The 16,823-nt window shown below is 39.2% G+C and carries 19 protein-coding genes and 1 pseudogene; 14 read left to right on the top strand and 6 right to left on the bottom strand.

Annotated features, from left to right (window positions below; translation table 11 throughout):
• The 10 genes and pseudogenes from ACIQCO_RS06845 to ACIQCO_RS06800 form a co-directional block, all read left to right on the top strand.
• Window positions 1-1,151: IS110 family RNA-guided transposase (locus ACIQCO_RS06845; RefSeq protein ID WP_400426968.1), on the top strand; the 1,151-nt coding region annotated here is incomplete at its 5' end.
• Window positions 1,152-1,621: 470 nt separating this feature from the next.
• Window positions 1,622-1,801 (top strand): annotated as a pseudogene (locus tag ACIQCO_RS06840) (SMI1/KNR4 family protein); the annotation flags it as partial.
• A gap of 84 nt (window positions 1,802-1,885) precedes the next feature.
• A complete protein-coding gene (locus ACIQCO_RS06835) occupies window positions 1,886-2,077 on the top strand; it encodes a hypothetical protein (protein WP_400426966.1) in 192 nt (63 codons plus the stop codon).
• Between the two features lie 263 nt (window positions 2,078-2,340).
• On the top strand, window positions 2,341-2,493 hold the full coding sequence (locus ACIQCO_RS06830) for a hypothetical protein (RefSeq protein ID WP_400426964.1): 153 nt from the start codon (window positions 2,341-2,343) through the stop codon (window positions 2,491-2,493).
• A 60-nt stretch (window positions 2,494-2,553) separates the two neighbouring features.
• Window positions 2,554-2,760 (top strand): hypothetical protein, encoded by a 207-nt coding sequence (locus ACIQCO_RS06825; protein WP_400426962.1) that lies wholly within the window; start codon window positions 2,554-2,556, stop codon window positions 2,758-2,760.
• Window positions 2,761-2,824: 64 nt separating this feature from the next.
• The gene (locus ACIQCO_RS06820; RefSeq protein WP_400426961.1) at window positions 2,825-3,010 is read left to right on the top strand and encodes a hypothetical protein; all 186 of its coding nucleotides are present in this window, start codon (window positions 2,825-2,827) and stop codon (window positions 3,008-3,010) included.
• Window positions 3,011-3,165: 155 nt separating this feature from the next.
• The gene (locus ACIQCO_RS06815; protein ID WP_400426960.1) at window positions 3,166-3,543 is read left to right on the top strand and encodes a hypothetical protein; all 378 of its coding nucleotides are present in this window, start codon (window positions 3,166-3,168) and stop codon (window positions 3,541-3,543) included.
• A gap of 725 nt (window positions 3,544-4,268) precedes the next feature.
• Entirely contained in the window at window positions 4,269-4,379 is a 111-nt protein-coding gene (gene yjcZ, locus ACIQCO_RS06810; protein ID WP_400426959.1) for a sporulation protein YjcZ, read from the top strand.
• A 64-nt stretch (window positions 4,380-4,443) separates the two neighbouring features.
• The gene (locus ACIQCO_RS06805) at window positions 4,444-4,548 is read left to right on the top strand and encodes a YjcZ family sporulation protein (protein WP_400426958.1); all 105 of its coding nucleotides are present in this window, start codon (window positions 4,444-4,446) and stop codon (window positions 4,546-4,548) included.
• Window positions 4,549-4,634: 86 nt separating this feature from the next.
• On the top strand, window positions 4,635-4,826 hold the full coding sequence (locus ACIQCO_RS06800; RefSeq protein ID WP_400426957.1) for a hypothetical protein: 192 nt from the start codon (window positions 4,635-4,637) through the stop codon (window positions 4,824-4,826).
• Between the two features lie 264 nt (window positions 4,827-5,090).
• Here ACIQCO_RS06800 and ACIQCO_RS06795 read toward each other — a convergent pair whose 3' ends face one another.
• Together ACIQCO_RS06795 and ACIQCO_RS06790 are read right to left on the bottom strand one after the other, a co-directional pair.
• Complete coding sequence (locus ACIQCO_RS06795; RefSeq protein ID WP_400426956.1) at window positions 5,091-6,179, bottom strand: PrsW family glutamic-type intramembrane protease; 1,089 nt, start codon at window positions 6,177-6,179, stop codon at window positions 5,091-5,093.
• Between the two features lie 206 nt (window positions 6,180-6,385).
• Window positions 6,386-6,757: a YkvA family protein gene (locus ACIQCO_RS06790; RefSeq protein WP_400426954.1), complete on the bottom strand. Its 372-nt coding sequence runs from the start codon at window positions 6,755-6,757 to the stop codon at window positions 6,386-6,388.
• 230 nt (window positions 6,758-6,987) lie between these two features.
• Between ACIQCO_RS06790 and ACIQCO_RS06785 the strand changes: the two genes are divergently transcribed.
• Window positions 6,988-7,785, top strand: a complete 798-nt coding sequence (locus ACIQCO_RS06785) for a carbon-nitrogen hydrolase family protein (protein WP_400426953.1) — start codon at window positions 6,988-6,990, stop codon at window positions 7,783-7,785.
• Between the two features lie 267 nt (window positions 7,786-8,052).
• On the opposite strand, the gene ACIQCO_RS06780 is transcribed toward ACIQCO_RS06785, so the two are convergent.
• Complete coding sequence (locus ACIQCO_RS06780) at window positions 8,053-8,715, bottom strand: nitroreductase family protein (RefSeq protein WP_400426952.1); 663 nt, start codon at window positions 8,713-8,715, stop codon at window positions 8,053-8,055.
• Window positions 8,716-9,183: 468 nt separating this feature from the next.
• Between ACIQCO_RS06780 and ACIQCO_RS06775 the strand changes: the two genes are divergently transcribed.
• Window positions 9,184-12,213, top strand: a complete 3,030-nt coding sequence (locus ACIQCO_RS06775) for an efflux RND transporter permease subunit (protein ID WP_400426950.1) — start codon at window positions 9,184-9,186, stop codon at window positions 12,211-12,213.
• Window positions 12,214-12,318: 105 nt separating this feature from the next.
• Here the strand turns inward: ACIQCO_RS06775 and lepB are convergent, their stop codons facing one another.
• On the bottom strand, window positions 12,319-12,792 hold the full coding sequence (gene lepB, locus ACIQCO_RS06770; RefSeq protein ID WP_400426949.1) for a signal peptidase I: 474 nt from the start codon (window positions 12,790-12,792) through the stop codon (window positions 12,319-12,321).
• Window positions 12,793-13,147: 355 nt separating this feature from the next.
• On the opposite strand from lepB, the gene ACIQCO_RS06765 reads away from it, so the two are divergent.
• Entirely contained in the window at window positions 13,148-13,495 is a 348-nt protein-coding gene (locus ACIQCO_RS06765; protein ID WP_400426948.1) for a CotD family spore coat protein, read from the top strand.
• A 236-nt stretch (window positions 13,496-13,731) separates the two neighbouring features.
• On the opposite strand, the gene ACIQCO_RS06760 is transcribed toward ACIQCO_RS06765, so the two are convergent.
• Complete coding sequence (locus ACIQCO_RS06760) at window positions 13,732-14,529, bottom strand: HAD family hydrolase (protein ID WP_400426946.1); 798 nt, start codon at window positions 14,527-14,529, stop codon at window positions 13,732-13,734.
• Between the two features lie 278 nt (window positions 14,530-14,807).
• Between ACIQCO_RS06760 and ACIQCO_RS06755 the strand changes: the two genes are divergently transcribed.
• The gene (locus ACIQCO_RS06755; RefSeq protein WP_400426945.1) at window positions 14,808-15,515 is read left to right on the top strand and encodes a DNA alkylation repair protein; all 708 of its coding nucleotides are present in this window, start codon (window positions 14,808-14,810) and stop codon (window positions 15,513-15,515) included.
• 339 nt (window positions 15,516-15,854) lie between these two features.
• On the opposite strand, the gene ACIQCO_RS06750 is transcribed toward ACIQCO_RS06755, so the two are convergent.
• A complete protein-coding gene (locus ACIQCO_RS06750) occupies window positions 15,855-16,817 on the bottom strand; it encodes a helix-turn-helix transcriptional regulator (RefSeq protein ID WP_400426944.1) in 963 nt (320 codons plus the stop codon).
• Window positions 16,818-16,823: the final 6 nt, after the last annotated feature.

The raw sequence follows: 16,823 nt of genomic DNA, 5'->3' as shown, positions 1-16,823 counted from the left end.
GCAAAATAGCCAACAATCCGAAAAAAATTTCAGAGGGTTGGCTATTCATCGTGCGCACCGTAAGGGTGCGCTATTTTTTTATATTTCGGGCTTACGATTCAACTATAGTAGGGATGGAACCTACAGGGCATTATTGGATTAACCTATCACAATGGCTGGATAAACAAAACATTGAGGTAGTTACTGTGAATCCCCACTTAGTAAAAAGGAATAAAGAGAATCGTGACAATACTCAATCGAAGAGTGATAAAAAAGATGCCCTCGTTATAGCGGATATGGTGAAGAACGGCTATTATTCCTTTGTACGTCCAACATCGGAATCATTTGAGAAACTTAGAGTTCTAATTTCTAACCGTGATGTAATTGTTAAACGTCTCGTGATGTCTATTAATCAAATAAATCGATGGGTGGATGTGGTTTTTCCAGAACTCAGGCAAGTGTTTAAAGATGTAACGTGCAAAGGGGCGATCGCAACCCTTCGTTTATTTCCTACACCGGATGAAATATCTTCACTAGAAATACTTGATGTCATGAGGGGTTGGAAGTCTTTAATGAAACGACAACCAGGACCCAAGAAGGCTCAATTACTAATCAATCTAGCAAAATCCTCTATTGGGACCGGACAAGCTCTTGATGCTTATAAATTCCATTTAGAACAATTATTAGAGGAATATGACCTCGCTGTAAAACAACTCGAAAGAGTTGAACAACAAGTTAAAGAAGTTCTCTACAAAATTCCATTTGTAAAAAAACTACTTATGATTAAAGGAATTAGTGAAATTTCATTAGCCGGGATACTAGGTGAATCAGGAGATCTAAGTGGTTTCGCTCACGGAAACTCTCTATTACGTCATGCGGGATTACACCTAGCTGAAGCAAGTTCAGGTAAATGGAAAGGGCAGATTGTCATTTCAAAGCGTGGAAGGTCGAGATTACGACGATTCCTTTACTTAGCAACTATGAGCCTTGTGATGAATAACCCAGAGTTTAAAGCTCTCCATTCCCATAATGTGAAGGTAAAGAAGTTAAAGAAAATGAAATCAATCATGAAACTGATGGGTAAACTAGCAAGGATTTTTGTAGGAATAGCACGACGAAACGAGTCTTACTGTCCCTATAAAATTCAAGCTTTAATCCCTTTAGCAGCATAGGAATAGAAAGTACCTTAGATAGTTTTATTTAATTTTGAATGTTGTCTTATTCGTAGGATTTCAAATATGTACGGAGTACCAGGTTTCTTAAACAAAAGGGCACTATGACCCATCAGGATAGCATAACTGGCCTCCACCCCTTGGATAGGCATGACGAAGGAATGAGAGGGCAATTGACCCGTTGAGACATGGGAGGGAAAGCCTCCAGGGGCGGCGTGGAGATGTACATTATATGGTAAAATATGGAGTGGTAGCTGACTCCTTTATTTAACTATGCCTTCACGAAGCCATAATTATCAGAACTCATTTCAATTACCCGTAAATCCAATTACAAGGTTATGAAATCCTGCGAATAAGTGAGCATTCAAGAGATATTCGTATCAAACTGAGGGAGTTGAAGAAGGAAATGATAAATTTGTTATTGAATTAATAATAATAAAAGTTTTTATGGGTGAAGGAGTCTTATCTAAATGCAGAAAGTACGGAACTTAATTGAAACAAAGAAACCAGGCGTTGATGAATCGGATATAAAGCTGGCAGAGGAAAGGTTAGGTTTGATTTTTCCCGAACAGTACAAAGAACTTTTTAAGTTAGTAAATAATGCGGAGATTGGTGAATGGATTCACTATCCTATTAAAACCCAAATAAACCCTAAAACGGATGCAGTTAAACATGGTTAGAAAAAATTATGGTAAAATTAGGGTATATAAATTGTTGATTTAGGGGGAGTAAAAGTGGTTTTAGGTTCCTTAATTTTTTCTACTATTCTTTGGATTATTGGTCTATTTATTCTGTATATTGTAATTTCAACAGCAGTTAAGGATGGGATTAATAAATCTGTAGTCGGTCAATTAATCGAAAAGAAATATGGGGTTAAAGTCAATAAAAAATCATTTCTTGATAGTGATTTGGATAATGAAAAATAGGGTGCTTTTTAAGCAATTGGGGGCTTGAGTGAAAGATGGGGTTCCGGCAATGATTGTTGCAGCTGTGCTTTTTTGTTATTGAAGTACCCTTTAGTTAAACAAGTGTAAATAATAAATTCACAAAAAACACCGTGCTAATTTCGGTGTTTTTTGTATGAGCTTTAACTTGTTTTTTCCCTAACTATTTTAAGTTTTGTACTTCAAAACAGAACCCGTTACCTTAATTAGTGGCATTTTTTATTTTGCAAACAGGAGAGTGAGTTATGTTTGGTAAATTAACAGATGTTTTTCAAAAAATGGTGGTAAATAAAAGTCTTGCGTTGGGTGCTCTAACCGGATCGGTAGGAGCTTTTTTTGTTCAATGTTGGCTGCCAAAGGATTTAAAGAAATGCATGTGTACATTGTCTTGGCATTAGTGATTGTTTTGGTACTTGATTATGCTGTAGGTGACAGATTAGTTCGAAAAAATGGAACATATGAAAGTAACATCGGGATTGATGCCGTTATTAGAGACGGCATTTATTTTTTTAGTCGTTGCGGTAGGTTGGATAATTGAGCAGTTACTCGGAACAGGAGCATTTGTGTTTGCAGTTCTAGCACTTTCATTTTTCTACCACAACTTGCTGTCATTTGTTGCAAACTTGTATGTACTTGGATGGGATAAACATTTCCCGATGTGGTAGTTTAGGATCCTTGAATCTGAGATCAATGCAAGATTGAAAAATATAACAAAGGAGAGGATAAGTAATGGCAATTAAAGATTTGCCGAAATATAAGGATATTCGTGGTACTATTCGCAGAAACGGTCGGTATCCACTAGTCGGCACTGCTGTAAAAGATACAATTGTAGTGCATCATTCGATGACCGCGATGGCCCCGAAAGGTTCTACACCTCAGGCATTTGTTGATAAATCAGGAGCCTTAAAACCATAAAAAAGCCCCTCTCCAGTGGGGAGGAAAGATTGGCAATTTAGTATCTCAATAACTACTTTTGCAGAGCCATTAAGTTTTTGTACAAGTATCCACACTTCGATATAAAACCAATCATATTTTATCTTAAAGAGTTGAAAAGAGAGGAGTAGAAGTTATTGGAGGAGAATTATAATAAAGAAAAACAAAAGCCGAATGGTGAAATTGACCCTTTTTCAAGTTTTCTGTTTGGAAACAGTAAACAGAGAGAAACTTACAAAGAAAGCGAAAATAATTCACAAGAACAAAAAGAATACTCATCTTTCCTTAGCAGATCTAATCGTATCGATGATTGGTTTTTTGGCTCTAGGGGCAAAGAACAGAACAGTGATCCAACCACTCAAAATCAGATAGAAAATCTTCTTAACAATGTGGATTTTGAATTGCTTATGGAAACCATCGATATGTTAGTCGATACATCTAATCAATTTAAACCATTAATTAAAGAAATCACCCCTTTTTTTAATCAATTTATTAAAAAATTCAAAACCAAATAAAATACTAGTGAAATAGCCCTTCCATCCTTAATTTCTTAACATTAATTGTAAGGAATCAGTCTAAAGGAGGGCTATAATATGTTTGGTTATGGTGGATACAGCGGATGTTGTGGTGGCTATGGTTACGGCGGCGGTTACGAAATTAGGCAACTCTTGTTAATCACACCTTTAGCTTAAGTACATTTCTCCCAATAGACCAAACCCCTTCTTCCAAATGATAGAACGTAATTTTCTTATATCTTTTGTGATTAGGATCTGCTTCATGCTTGGCTAACGGTGCGATACTTCAAGTAGCGCTTTTTTAATTAAGCTAAATGGGTGCAAGAGTTCAAGATTGGGTTGCCATATCTGATGCTTTTTTCTCTAATCTACATACCTATTTATTATAACCTAACAAGAATAGTAAGAGCATGGGGTCAAGAATGGTTAATATTGTAGATTTCGTGCCTATTTTATTTTTAATCAACACTTGTCCATTCACTCTTATTCTAAATGCATATGTTATTATTACCTCCGATGCTACAAGTTCAGACATATAGTCCACCTCCAATGGAACGTTTGCATGTATTGCAGACGTTCTATTTCTTTTTAAGAAAAATTTTTAGGAAAATCGTTGATTTTTTTCTACTATATGATGATTGTCCAAGCCACCCTTATCCTCCAAAAATATATATACATAGAAGAAGTATTCTCTCTTCGCATAAATCCAAAAGGTGGTGATAAATATGTATGGATATGGCGGTTATGGCTACGGCGGTGGTTATGGCGGTGGCAGCAGCTTTGTATTGATTGTTGTATTGTTCATTCTATTAATTATCGTACTTTCCGTAGTGTAATAAACCAAAAAGTATGATTTAGGTGAGTAAAGTCCTTATTAAACAATTACAGGAGGTGTTATTTATGCACGAGGAACGCCGTGAGGAACGCCGTGAGGAAAGAGTGAGAGTCGTAGTATTGTTCATTCTACTCATCATTGTAGGAGCAGCTTTTATGAGCGGCTATTAAATTAAGACATCTACCAAGTAGGAAAGGGCAGGTTAGCTTAGGCTGCTCTGTCCTTTTTAACAGAAGACTTCTGAAATGAAAGGAGGATGAATTACACATGGTTTTTTTCCCCGGTGGCTTTAGAAGAAGAAGATTTTTCCCAATTGAAGTCGAGATTGAAATTGAGAGAAGAAGACGTATTGAAATTGAAATCGAAATCGAAAGAAGAAGACGCATTGAAATCGAAAGAAGAAGACGTAGAGTCTTTTAAGCGATTGATTAAAACAGTGTTTCCATGAGCCTACGTAAAAGAAAAGTTGTCATCATAAGCAGCTGTTCTTATTGAACAAATTGAAAGTTATTAAACATAAGGCGTTTTTTACTTTAAGATTAGGCGGCTATAATTGGCGGCTTTTTTTATTAAACTACTATGAAAATTAACTTCATTATCAAATCGAAATCTCAATAAGATTACTAAATGTTATTCTAGAACGAGTACGAAGGAGTGCTTTAATTCAACAAGCTAAAAATGCTCAGAGTTCACTGAGCATTTTTTATGCCAATTACGAAGATGGTTCAAATGGATAAAAGTTAAATCGCCACTTCTTTTCTGAAATTTCCTTTAAGCCTTTACGGATCATTCGGAAAACCAGAATCCATGATGCAGCCATCAGAAAGAGTTGTCCAAATGGAAAAATACCTGGTATAGGTGTATCCCATAGTGCATGCATCAAAACGACAAGAATAAAGATTCGAAGAAATTTTGGCTTGATCAACAAGTTCAACTCGAATTTTTTGTCTCCTTGGATCATACAGAATGCGGCTCCTGACAAACCTGCCCAGGCAACATGTCCTCCGGGAGCTAACAGGCTTCGCCAAAGGATGGTAGCATAAAGCGTTTGAAAGTTTCCAGAAATAAGTCCCCTTAATGCATAACCAGCGGTTTCAAAAGCTGCAAAGCCGGCACCCACCGCAGCACCCAATAGAAGTCCATTCAGGATATACTTGTATTTAAGCTTTCGTACAAAAAAAATAACGGTAACGGCTTTGGCAAGTTCCTCCGAAATACCAATCGTGATGGGGTTGATGTTGTTTTTCAGAATATCAAAGAACACCAGTGCCACTAGCATGGAGAGGATTCCGCCGATAAAGACGACATAGACGATTCGATAGATCGCAATATTTTGGGGAGCGTTCATTTCCCAGAAGAAAATCAGGGTCGTGAGTGGAACGGTGAAGGCCCCGACGATAATCAGTCCTGGGATAAAGTTTACATTTTGGAATAAGCTTACACCTAGGTACAGTCCTAAAAAGGCAATGAGCGCAAAGAGAAAGACCCGCGCAAACAGCCAGGGTTTTGGCCAGGTTTCTTTGACTTCCTGTAATTTGGGTGTGGTCAGGGCGGTACCTACTATAAAAAGGCGCTCTGCCTCAAGTTCACTATGCTGTCTGAATACCCGCGAGAAGATATTTCGAAATTTAGGTTCAACAGACCGTTCCCCCCTCGGAATCGTGTCAACAAAAGAAGCAAACTCATAAAATAGGCTGTTTCTTTCCTCTGTTGTTATGTCAGGACTACTACCGTTATAGCCACAGTCTAAGCAGCTTTTAACCCTTTCCGGATTTAGATAACCACAATGCAGGCATTTCATTTACCTTCCACCTCATTTTGAACAAATCTCTTCTAAAAAGTACAAAATAGCATAGCCTTGGTTCCAGTTTATGTTCTCCAAATAGTGGAAGGAGAATACGGAATGGGGGAAAGCATTTGCCCGGTACTTACCCTCTCAAACACGAAGGAATTTTTGGGGTGTCGACATTTCGGGTCTTAAGGAGCTTGTAAATGGACCATTTTCCATTAACTTTTGAAATCTAACAATGCTTCTTTAGCTTTCTTTTTATGTTCCTTCGTAATATACTTATCCAACGTTTTGACCGCCGCAAAAATGGCTGTAGCATCATCGGTAAACCCTAACACAGGTATAGTATCAGGCATTACGTCAAATGGATTTATCAAGTAAGCTAATGCTGCCAAGGCCACACCTTTAACCCACAATGGAGTGTTTTGATCAATCGCGCAATAATACATCGCTACACTATCCTTAACCAAAGGCACTTTCCCAGCAATCCTTTTTGTTTTAGCCCAAAAACCCTTTTTGACGTATTTTTCATTTTTTTCTCTATTATATTGATGTTGGTCATCCTCTGGATTGAAAAAATTAGTTACCATCTTGAAATGCCTCCTTAATTTACTAGTTTGGCGGGATAAAAATATCATACCCTCTATTTACTATTTACCCACTTTTACTATATCCATTTCTAGTTTATTCATTTGATCATCAAGCCTGCAGGGGTGTACATGAAAGTATCTATTCGGATGATATTTGAAAAAGTTCACCAAAGCATTCGAAAATAGATTAAAATATATGAAAACTGTCATATTAGGAGGTACTAACTTTCATGAGAGTAGCAATTGCACAATTATCCACTAGTGTTGATAAAACCGCCAATTTAGGGAAGGCGATACAGTATATAGCGAAAGCAAAAAGTTTGGGCGCGGATTTTGTTATTATCCCGGAATTTTATATGGCGCTGGCTACCCCTAAGTCTGGCGTATTACCGGTTGATGCAGCGGAACCGTTGGATGGTCCGTTTGTTACTGCCCTGAAGGAGTCTGCCCGTGAAAACGAAATTTATGTCGTTTGCGGCCTGTATGAATCAAAATCAGATGATCAAAAACGTGCCTTTAACACAACTGTATTTATTGATCGTTCAGGACAGCTCATCCATTCTTATCGAAAAACGCATTTGTACGATGCCTTTAGTTATCATGAGTCTGAGACGATTATTCCGGGGGATAATCAATATAAGGTAGTCGAAACAGAGTTTGGAAAAATCGGTTTAATGGTTTGCTACGAATTGCGATTCCCCGAGATTGCGAGACAATTTGCCCTTCAAGGAGCAGATATCCTGTTTGTTCCTGCAGGTTGGGTAGCGGGACCAATGAAAGAGGACCATTGGCAAACGCTTATTCGTGCGCGAGCGATTGAAAATACGATGTTCGTCTTTGGTGCAAACCTCGTTGACGATATTTTCTCCGGCCGCAGTATCATAGTCGATCCAATGGGTGTCATACTAGCCAGTGCAGGCGAAGAGGAAACGTTAATTGTTTCCGATATTGACCTAGATCGAATCCGCCGGGTAAGAGAGAAACTTCCTAGTGTAAGGCACCGGAAGCCGGAGTTTTACCGCTTTTAGGGGGAAAGTGGGAACGGTTCAAGGGCACTGAAAATCTTTGGATTTTTAAATAGTGTCTGAATAGAGCATAAAAAGAGACGACTCTAAAATTCCAAAAGTGAATTTTAGAGTCGTCTATTTGTCCATAAGGGTATCTATCTGTTCAACAGACAATTTAGACACACAATCTATATTTAAGGGACTTTTTTAGTGCCCTCTGAGTTGGGTGGTCTTTTTTGGGGTTAAATTCACTAAAAAAAAACATGGGAACACGTCCCATGTTTTTTCCTATTCCGCCGGTATTTCGTTGAAGAACGCTACATTCTCAATCGGAAGACGGGTAGTTGGATGTCCTGGTTTTGTTGCTTTTCCTATTGCAATGAGCATTATTGGCATAAGGTTTTCAGTAATGCCGAAAGCCTCCACAAATTTTGCTTTATCGTATCCTCCCATTGGAACGGTGTCGTACCCTTTGGAACGGGCGATCAGCATAAGCTGCATGGAGATTAGTCCACCATCCGTATAGACGATTTGGCGCGCTGCTTCGGGCGGTAGGTTTGAGTACGTTCTGACCGTACGCTCAATGAATGAACTAGCCGTATCTGCCGGCATAAAGCCTGCTTCAACTGCCTCTCCATAAATTTTTTCCGCGTTCTTGTAGCTTTCAACATCGCCAAGGACTGCAATAACGGCAGAGGCTTCTACTACTTGTTGTTGGTTAAACGCGATGGGCAAAAGCTTATCCTTTAACTCCGGCTTATCAATGACTAAAAAACGCCATGGCTGCAGGTTAGAAGATGAAGGAGCCAGCGTTGCCAACTTCAGTATTTCAGTCATTTCTTCGCGTGAAATCCGTACTGTTGGATCATATGCACGAACAGAACGACGTTCCCGAATTACATCAATGAACGTTTGTTGTTCGACTTTTTCAATTGTTTGTAAGTTTGACATCATTATGCCCTCCTAGTCATTCTGATTCCCTGCTGCGTACAATTCAGGGAATCCTTATATAGCAAGGGTATTAACCCATTATGAACAAAAGCCTATTCTATCATTATTGTCCGCATTTTACAAAGTTAGTGACCATGGGGGCGTTTCTGCTGGCTTTTTTCGGCAAGGAAAAGTGAAGAAAAAGACGATGAGAGCCGTCCATGTGGGTTCATGACTTTCAGCTGCACAAATATGACTAAAGAAGTGACAATTGTCACTATAAAATGAGTTCTGGAAGAATTAAACTTAATTTTGCTGGGAAATTCTAGGTCGGAGGTCGTAGATCATATTACACCAACTGCCCGATGTTGTTAATAAAGTGGAAAACTTATAATAGACAGGTAGGATTATCCAGTAAAGAAAACTAAATCATGAAAAACACAGGGGAATGGAAAAAAAGAGTACCTATTATCGGAGGGGAAGAGAGTAATGAAATCGTGGATCAAATTTTCACTAAAGAATGCAGGGGTTATTTTTATTGCCATGTTAATGGTGATTGCCGGGGGGATTTATTCAGTCAAAACGATGAAGATGGAATCAATGCCTAATGTTGACATTCCGTATATTATCGTTCAGGTTCCCTATATTGGAGCTACTCCTGACCAAGGATTAGAGGATATCGGCAAGCCATTAGAAACAGCATTGTCGGGCATAAAGAAACTAGATAATTTGTATGTTGAAGCACACAGTAATGTGGTCGTGGGGATTCTTGAATTTAATATGAGTAAGAATATGGACGAAGCGGAAAAGGATGTGACAACGGCTGTCGCTTCGATGAAGCTGCCTGCAGGTGCAGAAAAGCCTGCCATTCTAAAGGACGGTCCTTCTGCCATGCCCGTATTTTCATTTGCTCTTTCGTCTGAAACAGCCAATCAATCGGACATAACCCAATTTATCAATGAGCGAATCAAGCCGGCATTAACAGGAATCGAAGGAGCCGGAAGCATTGATATTTCGGGTGAGACTGAAAAGGAAGTGGCAATCAAACTCAATCCGGAAAAAATGAAGCAGCATGGAATAACGTACGAAACAGTCAAGCAGTCGCTTTCAGCGCACAATTTTTCATTCCCGGCTGGGCAGGTAAATGTTGAAGATAAAACCTTCAATGTGCAAGCCGATTTCAAGCTGGGTTCCGTTGAGGATGTTAAAAAAGTTCAAATTTTGGCTCAGGGACCTGCCGGAATGCAGAAACTAAGCTTGTCAGATATCGCGACCGTTGATTATAGCAACAAAAAGGAAACGGTCTACACAAGATTGAATGAAAAGCCAGCGGTTCTGGTAGAAATGTTAGCCATTCCCGGCTCAAATACAGTGGAAGTAGTGGAGCAGGCAAAGGAAAAGCTGGATGCATTAGATCTTCCAGCCGGCTATAAATTAACGAAATTATTTGATACATCCAAAGAAGTGAAAACATCTGTTGATGGGATGCTGCGGGAAGTCCTGCTTGGTACATTGTTTGCCGTAATCGTCACGTTCTTATTCCTTCGTAATATAAGAGCAACGATTGTCGCCGTTCTGTCCATCCCGTTATCGATATTAGCCTCGATGATTACCTTAAAATATTTGGACTATAGCTTAAACATGATGACCCTTGCTGGAATAGCTGTCGCCGTCGGACGGGTGATTGATGATTCGATTGTCGTCATTGAAAATGTTTACCGGCGAACCTTATCAAGCCCGAAGCGTGATGAAAGATTGGTTCTGACAGCTGCCAAAGAAGTAGGAGGGGCGATTACCTCTTCCACCCTGACGACGATTGCCGTATTCGGGCCGCTTTCCTTTGTACCCGGGATTGTTGGCAAGTTCTTTGCACCGTTTGGAATCACGGTCATCGTTGCCCTTGCATTTTCCTTGATCGTTGCGTTAACAGTTGTACCCTTATTAGCCAAACTATTCTTACTAGGGATCAAACACCAAGAGGTGAAAGAAACATTTTTTGAAAAAGCTTATAGGCATGTATTGTCATGGGTGTTAACGAAACGTGCGGTCACGATTGTGTTAGCGATTATCTTGTTTGCCGGTTCATTGGCATTAGTTCCACTGATTCCACAGAACTTTTTACCACAGGAAAAAGCGGTCTCTTATCGTTTATCAGGCGATTTACCAGCTGGAACTTCATTAGAGAAAGCAAACAAGATTGCGGTTAAAGTAGAAGACATTTTGAAAAATGAACAGGATATTAAACATACGCAAACGATTGTGAATGGGGAGCATATTCGTTTTTCCATCGATTTAAAGGATGGCGTCACAAAAGAGCAAACAAATAATTTTGAAAAAAGTGTCAGAGCAAAAGTAGAAAAATTGGACGATGACATGCGGGTGGCCCTTTCTCCTGTTGGGATTGTCGGAACATCGGGATTAGCTTTAATGGTCGAGGGCGGGAATGCCAAAGATTTAGAGACTGCCGGAAAAATGATCACCGAAAAAATTAAAGATATTGATGGCTTAGAAAATGTGGAATCCAACCTGTCTGGAGTGAAGGAACAGCTCCAATTGAAAATCAATGATCAGCAAGCGGCAGAAAAAGGATTAAATCCAATCATGATTGCAGGCTTTGTGAGAGAGCTTATTGCCGGTGATCATGTCGCTGAGATGCAAGTAGAAGGAAAAACAACGAGTGTCAATTTATCATTGAATAGCAGTTCCGTCCATTCTATTGACGATATTATGAGTCAAAAAATGACCAATCCGCTGGGGCAGCAAGTAAGCCTTTCAGAAGTGGCAACCCTGACGAAAACGCCAAGCCCTTCCGCGCTGTATCGTTTAAATCAGCAGCCATATGTGCAGATTTCAGGCCGGATCACGACGGATAATTCTTCAGGTGTGCAGGCAGAGGTCGATAAGCGATTGAAAACCTTAGATTTACCAAAAGGGATAAGTTATCATTCAGAAGGTCAAGCGCAGGCAATGAACGAAGGCTTTACTAATATGATGCTGGCCATGGCCGTTGCGGTTGTGCTGGTGTTTATCGTGATGTTGATTGCATTTGGGAATATGTTAATGCCGGTGGCGATTTTATCCTCCTTACCATTCTTGTTTTCCGGGGGATTACTAGGATTATATCTGACAAATCAAGCACTTGGGATGCCTGCATTAGTTGGGTTCCTGATGTTAATCGGTATTGTCGTCACCAATGCTATTGTCTTGATGGAGCGCGTGAAGCAGAATGAGAAGAAGGGCATGGCGGTTGGCGCCGCGTTACTTGAAGCTGGAAAAACTAGACTCCGCCCAATTCTCATGACGGCTCTCGCCACAATCGGTGCCTTATTACCATTAGCCCTGTCAAGTGAGGGCGGACTAATTTCACGATCGCTGGCAATTGTTGTTATTTCAGGGCTGCTGACATCTACACTCTTAACCCTGGTGATAGTCCCGACAACTTATCATGTATTGCAATCGGTGAAAGAGCGATTAACTAAGAAGAAAACGGAAAAAATCACTGAAAAAGAATCAGCGTAAAGCTGTGGGAACGGTTCTTTTACTTCATTAAATAATTAAGGGTCAGTGCCGCTACTGTAAGCAGCGGCACTGACCCTGTTAATTAAATGGCGTAAATCCCTCGTTCTATTTTCCTTTTATTTTTATCACTTTTCCTATTATATTCTCTTTTTTAATAGGGCCAAAGTGTCGACTGTCTTTGCTATAGCGATGATTGTCGCCCATAATAAAATATTCATCGTCTCCCAGGGTAATCCCTTCTTCTAGTTTTGAATCGACAATCTCATCATCATTATATTTTTCATTTTTGGGCTCGCCGTCAGTAAGGAGCTGCCCATCTTTTAATTGAAGAAACTCACCAGGTAAACCAACTACTCTTTTTACATTCATCTTACCATCGAAATCGTAAAGAATGATGTCTCCCCGCTCCACCTTATGATTCTTATAATAGCCTTTATCGACACCAAGCCTATCTTTGTCTTGAATGGTGGGCACCATGGCGGAACCGCTTACATCCACCATTCCAATATTAACACATCTAGTAAGTAATAAGATTGTAAAACCTATAACAATAGCTCCAATTATCAATCGTTTCTTCATTCATCATCGCTCTTTCATTCTGTTTTTTTTTAGGCTGTTTTCGTAATCATTATTGTTTCTCACAAAAAGGAGGACTTTCGGTGAAAAATTACACATTGCTAGCAATTTCATACCATTTATCAACAGAAATTTAACAATTATCTGCGATGCTGAGATATTTATCTTCGATTCAAAGCATGGTCACTACTTTCAACGGTAATATAAGAAATTCTCCAAAAAACAGAAAATCCCTCTTTGGCCTTTCTTAATGTGCAAAATTTCTAATGATAAAAATAGGTATGTAACTAGTCCACATGAACAAAAGGTTACATAGACTAATGGTGACACAAGACAAATTCACATGGAGGTAATTTTAATGAATAATCGAAATATGGGGTTTGGTGGTTTTCCAGGAGCGATGATGCCGGGACAATACGGTGCAGGTTGTGGCTGTCCTCCTCAATACTGCCCACCACAAGTGTTTCCAACACAGTATGACCCGGGACTAGTTGACCCTGCGCAACAATATGTAAAAACAAACCTATTTAATAAAGTAGTCTCTCATGTCCATCCTTCTCATACGACAACAGTCAACAAGCTTCATGTTAATCATCAACATTATTTTCCCCACACAGAATCATGTGTAAATGAATGCTGTGAAACACATACAATGTGTGGATGTCCAGTCAACCCTTGTTGTCCATCAGGTCCATTTGGATACTAGCTCCTTTTTCTCCCCCTTATTAGGGGGCTTTTTTATTAACAATAACAAAACCTATTTCATATACTATAAAAGTTCCAAGATACAAGTTCTCCTTTGGTACCTTATGGGTGCCTTTTTTATTAGTTGGAGGATTGGGAACCCTTACTTAAATATTGATGATAAAAAAATGACAGGTATGAATCTAATGAAATAGATCACACCTGTCATTTTTTTAAAAAATTTATTTTAAAATAGCTCTAAATTACATATGATTTATATGGATTATTAAGATAAGTTTCTATAAACTCAGCCAATCCATCATTTTCGTGGTGTCCTGTAACAAAATCAGCTGCTGCTTTAACCTCTTCGCTAGCGTTCCCCATTGCCACGCCAGTACCGACATGACGAAGCATCTCGATATCATTGGGTCCGTCTCCAATGGCGACGACTTCGCTTGGTCTAATTCGAAATGTCTGAAGTAAGCTTTTTATACCAGACCATTTGGAAACATTAGGAGCAACCAATTCAAACCCGTCATTCCAATTGATGACTTCTGCTTCCTTTTTAAACAAAGCAGATAAATCAGGTCTTGGTGCACCTATTCGAACACTATATTTAAGAACATCTTGATAATTTGTCTGTCGTAAATCTCCAATATAACGCGGCGGAATTTGCCCAACTGTTGTCCAATACTCTATTTCTTCATTTGTTTCCTTACAATAAAGCCCATTTGCTGTATGAATCATAACATTACAAGGATTTTCAGCGGTCAGATGGTGGAATCGTTCTTCGTTCAGTTGGACGGTTTTCATTTGCAATGCTCTGCCTGTCTCTGCATCGTGTATAGAGGCACCATTCAAACAGATCATTGGAGTTCGTAATCCAATTTCTTTATGGTAGGGAGCGGTTACTTCATAGTGTCGGCCAGTAGCTAGAAAAACCTGGACTCCCTGATTAATGAGGCCATAAATGGCTTCCATATTTCGAGAGGAAATGTTGTTTGAAGTTTTTAGTAGTGTACCATCCATATCAATAAATACTGCACGTACATTCATTTATACTGCCCCCTCATTCGTTGGTAAACCAATCATATCATCTGAATATTAATGCCTCGTAAACTCAGTGTACAGATTAAATGAAGTTTATTGGGAAGCAAGGGACAGGACTATGCAAGATAAAAATGTATTCCAAAACGCTTTTTTTTTAAAACTAAAGGGCAGGTACTTGTATAAGGTTAATGGTAAAATTGAGAAGTATGGAAGACTTGATAAAGAATATAAACTAGTTGGTTACAATTAAATGTTATTAATATTAAGGAAGGAAGTGCAAAACTATGGATTTCGAAACAGTTATGCAGGAGCTTGAGGTCCTCGGTAAGGAACGAACTAAAAAAATCTACCTATCCAATGGTGCTCACGAGCCGCTTTTTGGGGTAGCTACAGGTGCTATGAAACCAATCGCAAAGAAAATAAAAATAAATCAACGTTTAGCTGATGAGCTTTATTCCACAGGTAACTACGATGCAATGTACTTTGCAGGAATTATTGCAGACCCAAAAGCTATGACTGAGTCGGATTTTGATCGTTGGATGGATGGGGCGTATTTTTATATGCTGTCCGATTATGTCGTGGCAGTAACTTTATCAGAGTCAGATATTGCCCAAGACGTTGCTGATAAATGGATTGCAAGCGGTGACGAGCTGAGAATGTCAGCGGGCTGGAGCTGCTCCTGCTGGCTTTTAGGGAATCGAAAAGACCATGAATTTTCAGAAAGCAAGATTTCTAATATGCTTGATATTGCGAAAAATACGATTCATGATTCGCCAGAACGAACGAAATCCGCTATGAATAATTTTCTATATACCGTGGCGATTTCATATGTGCCGCTACATGAAAAGGCAGTCGAGACCGCAAAGGAAGTAGGCACAGTTGAAGTCAAACGGGACAAGAAAAAAAGCAGTTTCCTAAACGCTGCTGAAAGTATTCAAAAAGAAATGGATAGAGGGAAGCTTGGTTTCAAACGCAAATATGTAAGATGTTAAAAATTAGCGTAGTATCGGGGTGTTGATCCAAGAAGGATTGACGCTCTTTTTGTTGAAGTGATGGCAGCTCATTTTTTGTTTCAGTAACGTTGCAGATGTGTCCAAAAGAAGGGATGATAAAAAAGGATATCGACTATTAAAAAAGTAAAGAAACGTTTGCAATGAACGCAAACGTTCCTTAGTGAGGTGAAGATATTTGGACCTTTTGGCTACGGTCTAGTAATAATATATGCACTCAGAATAAAAGGGAGTGGACAAGCAGTGATAAATTTTTAAAAATTTTTTGATTTTATTAGTAGAATCCGCTAAAAAAGAATCCATTGTTTTAACTGGCACTGCTTATGGGAAGAATAAGCATAATCTCTCTTGTAAACCTTCTAAGACTTCTTCTGGCACTTCCCTGACCTTGATATCCCCACCAAGGAAAAGCAGCCAATTTGTTATTTCGGTTAATTCATCTGAATTATTAACATTGATAAAAGTCTTTAGAATGGCTGTGGTTTGGTAAGGATTCGTATAGGAAATGGAAACTTTTAAAGGATGGTATTTTTTGAACTGGGCAATCGCTTTTGGACCAAGTTCAAGGACAAGGTTGATTGCTTCTTCCTGCTTACTTAGTTTTTCTAAAATCTTTTTCTTAGTTAATCTTTTTTTCGTCGGGTAGAGGATGACATCGGTGAGATCGTCGACAGGAACAATCTGCTTCTTTTCTTCCTTTAAGTCAAAGCCCTCAATCAGCCAAAAGCCTTTTTCACGGTAAAGGTGCAAGAGATAAATTGGATAATGCTTTTTCACCTTCTCTTCTTTGATGGTAATCAATAAATAGCGATCCAAAAGAAGGAGTTGGATGAGTCTTTCTAACATCGGATGGGGTAGATCTGACAGATCAAGCAGGTCGGGATTATTGGGGTTGGTCCCTTCAAAAAGCAAGATTTGATTTAAAAGAACGAGGGTCTCTTGCTGGTTTTCTGAGATGAGACCAAGTAATTTTTCAGCTAAAGACTGACGGCTCTTTAGATAGGGGAGTTGTTGATTTCTTGTGGCCATAAAGGCAATAAAAAGAGCTTTAATCTCAATATCGGTAAAGCGAACAGTGGGCAGGACGGAGTTGTTCATGACAAAATAACCCCCGTCCCTTCCAACTTCTGCGACAAGCGGCATTCCCATGGCCTCAATTTCTCTGATATCTCGAATAGCTGTCGAACGAGAGATGTTAAATTCTCGCATGATTTCAGAAATGGTAAAGTGGGCGCGGTTGTTGATATACCGCATGATGATATTAATCCGTTCTACTTTTTTCATTGGGCT

The organism is Neobacillus sp. NPDC093127, from assembly GCF_044754175.1.
Taxonomy (GTDB): Bacteria; Bacillota; Bacilli; order Bacillales; family Cytobacillaceae; genus Neobacillus.
Note: the sequence above shows the minus strand (reverse complement) of the source record. Positions and strands in the feature narration are given on the sequence as shown.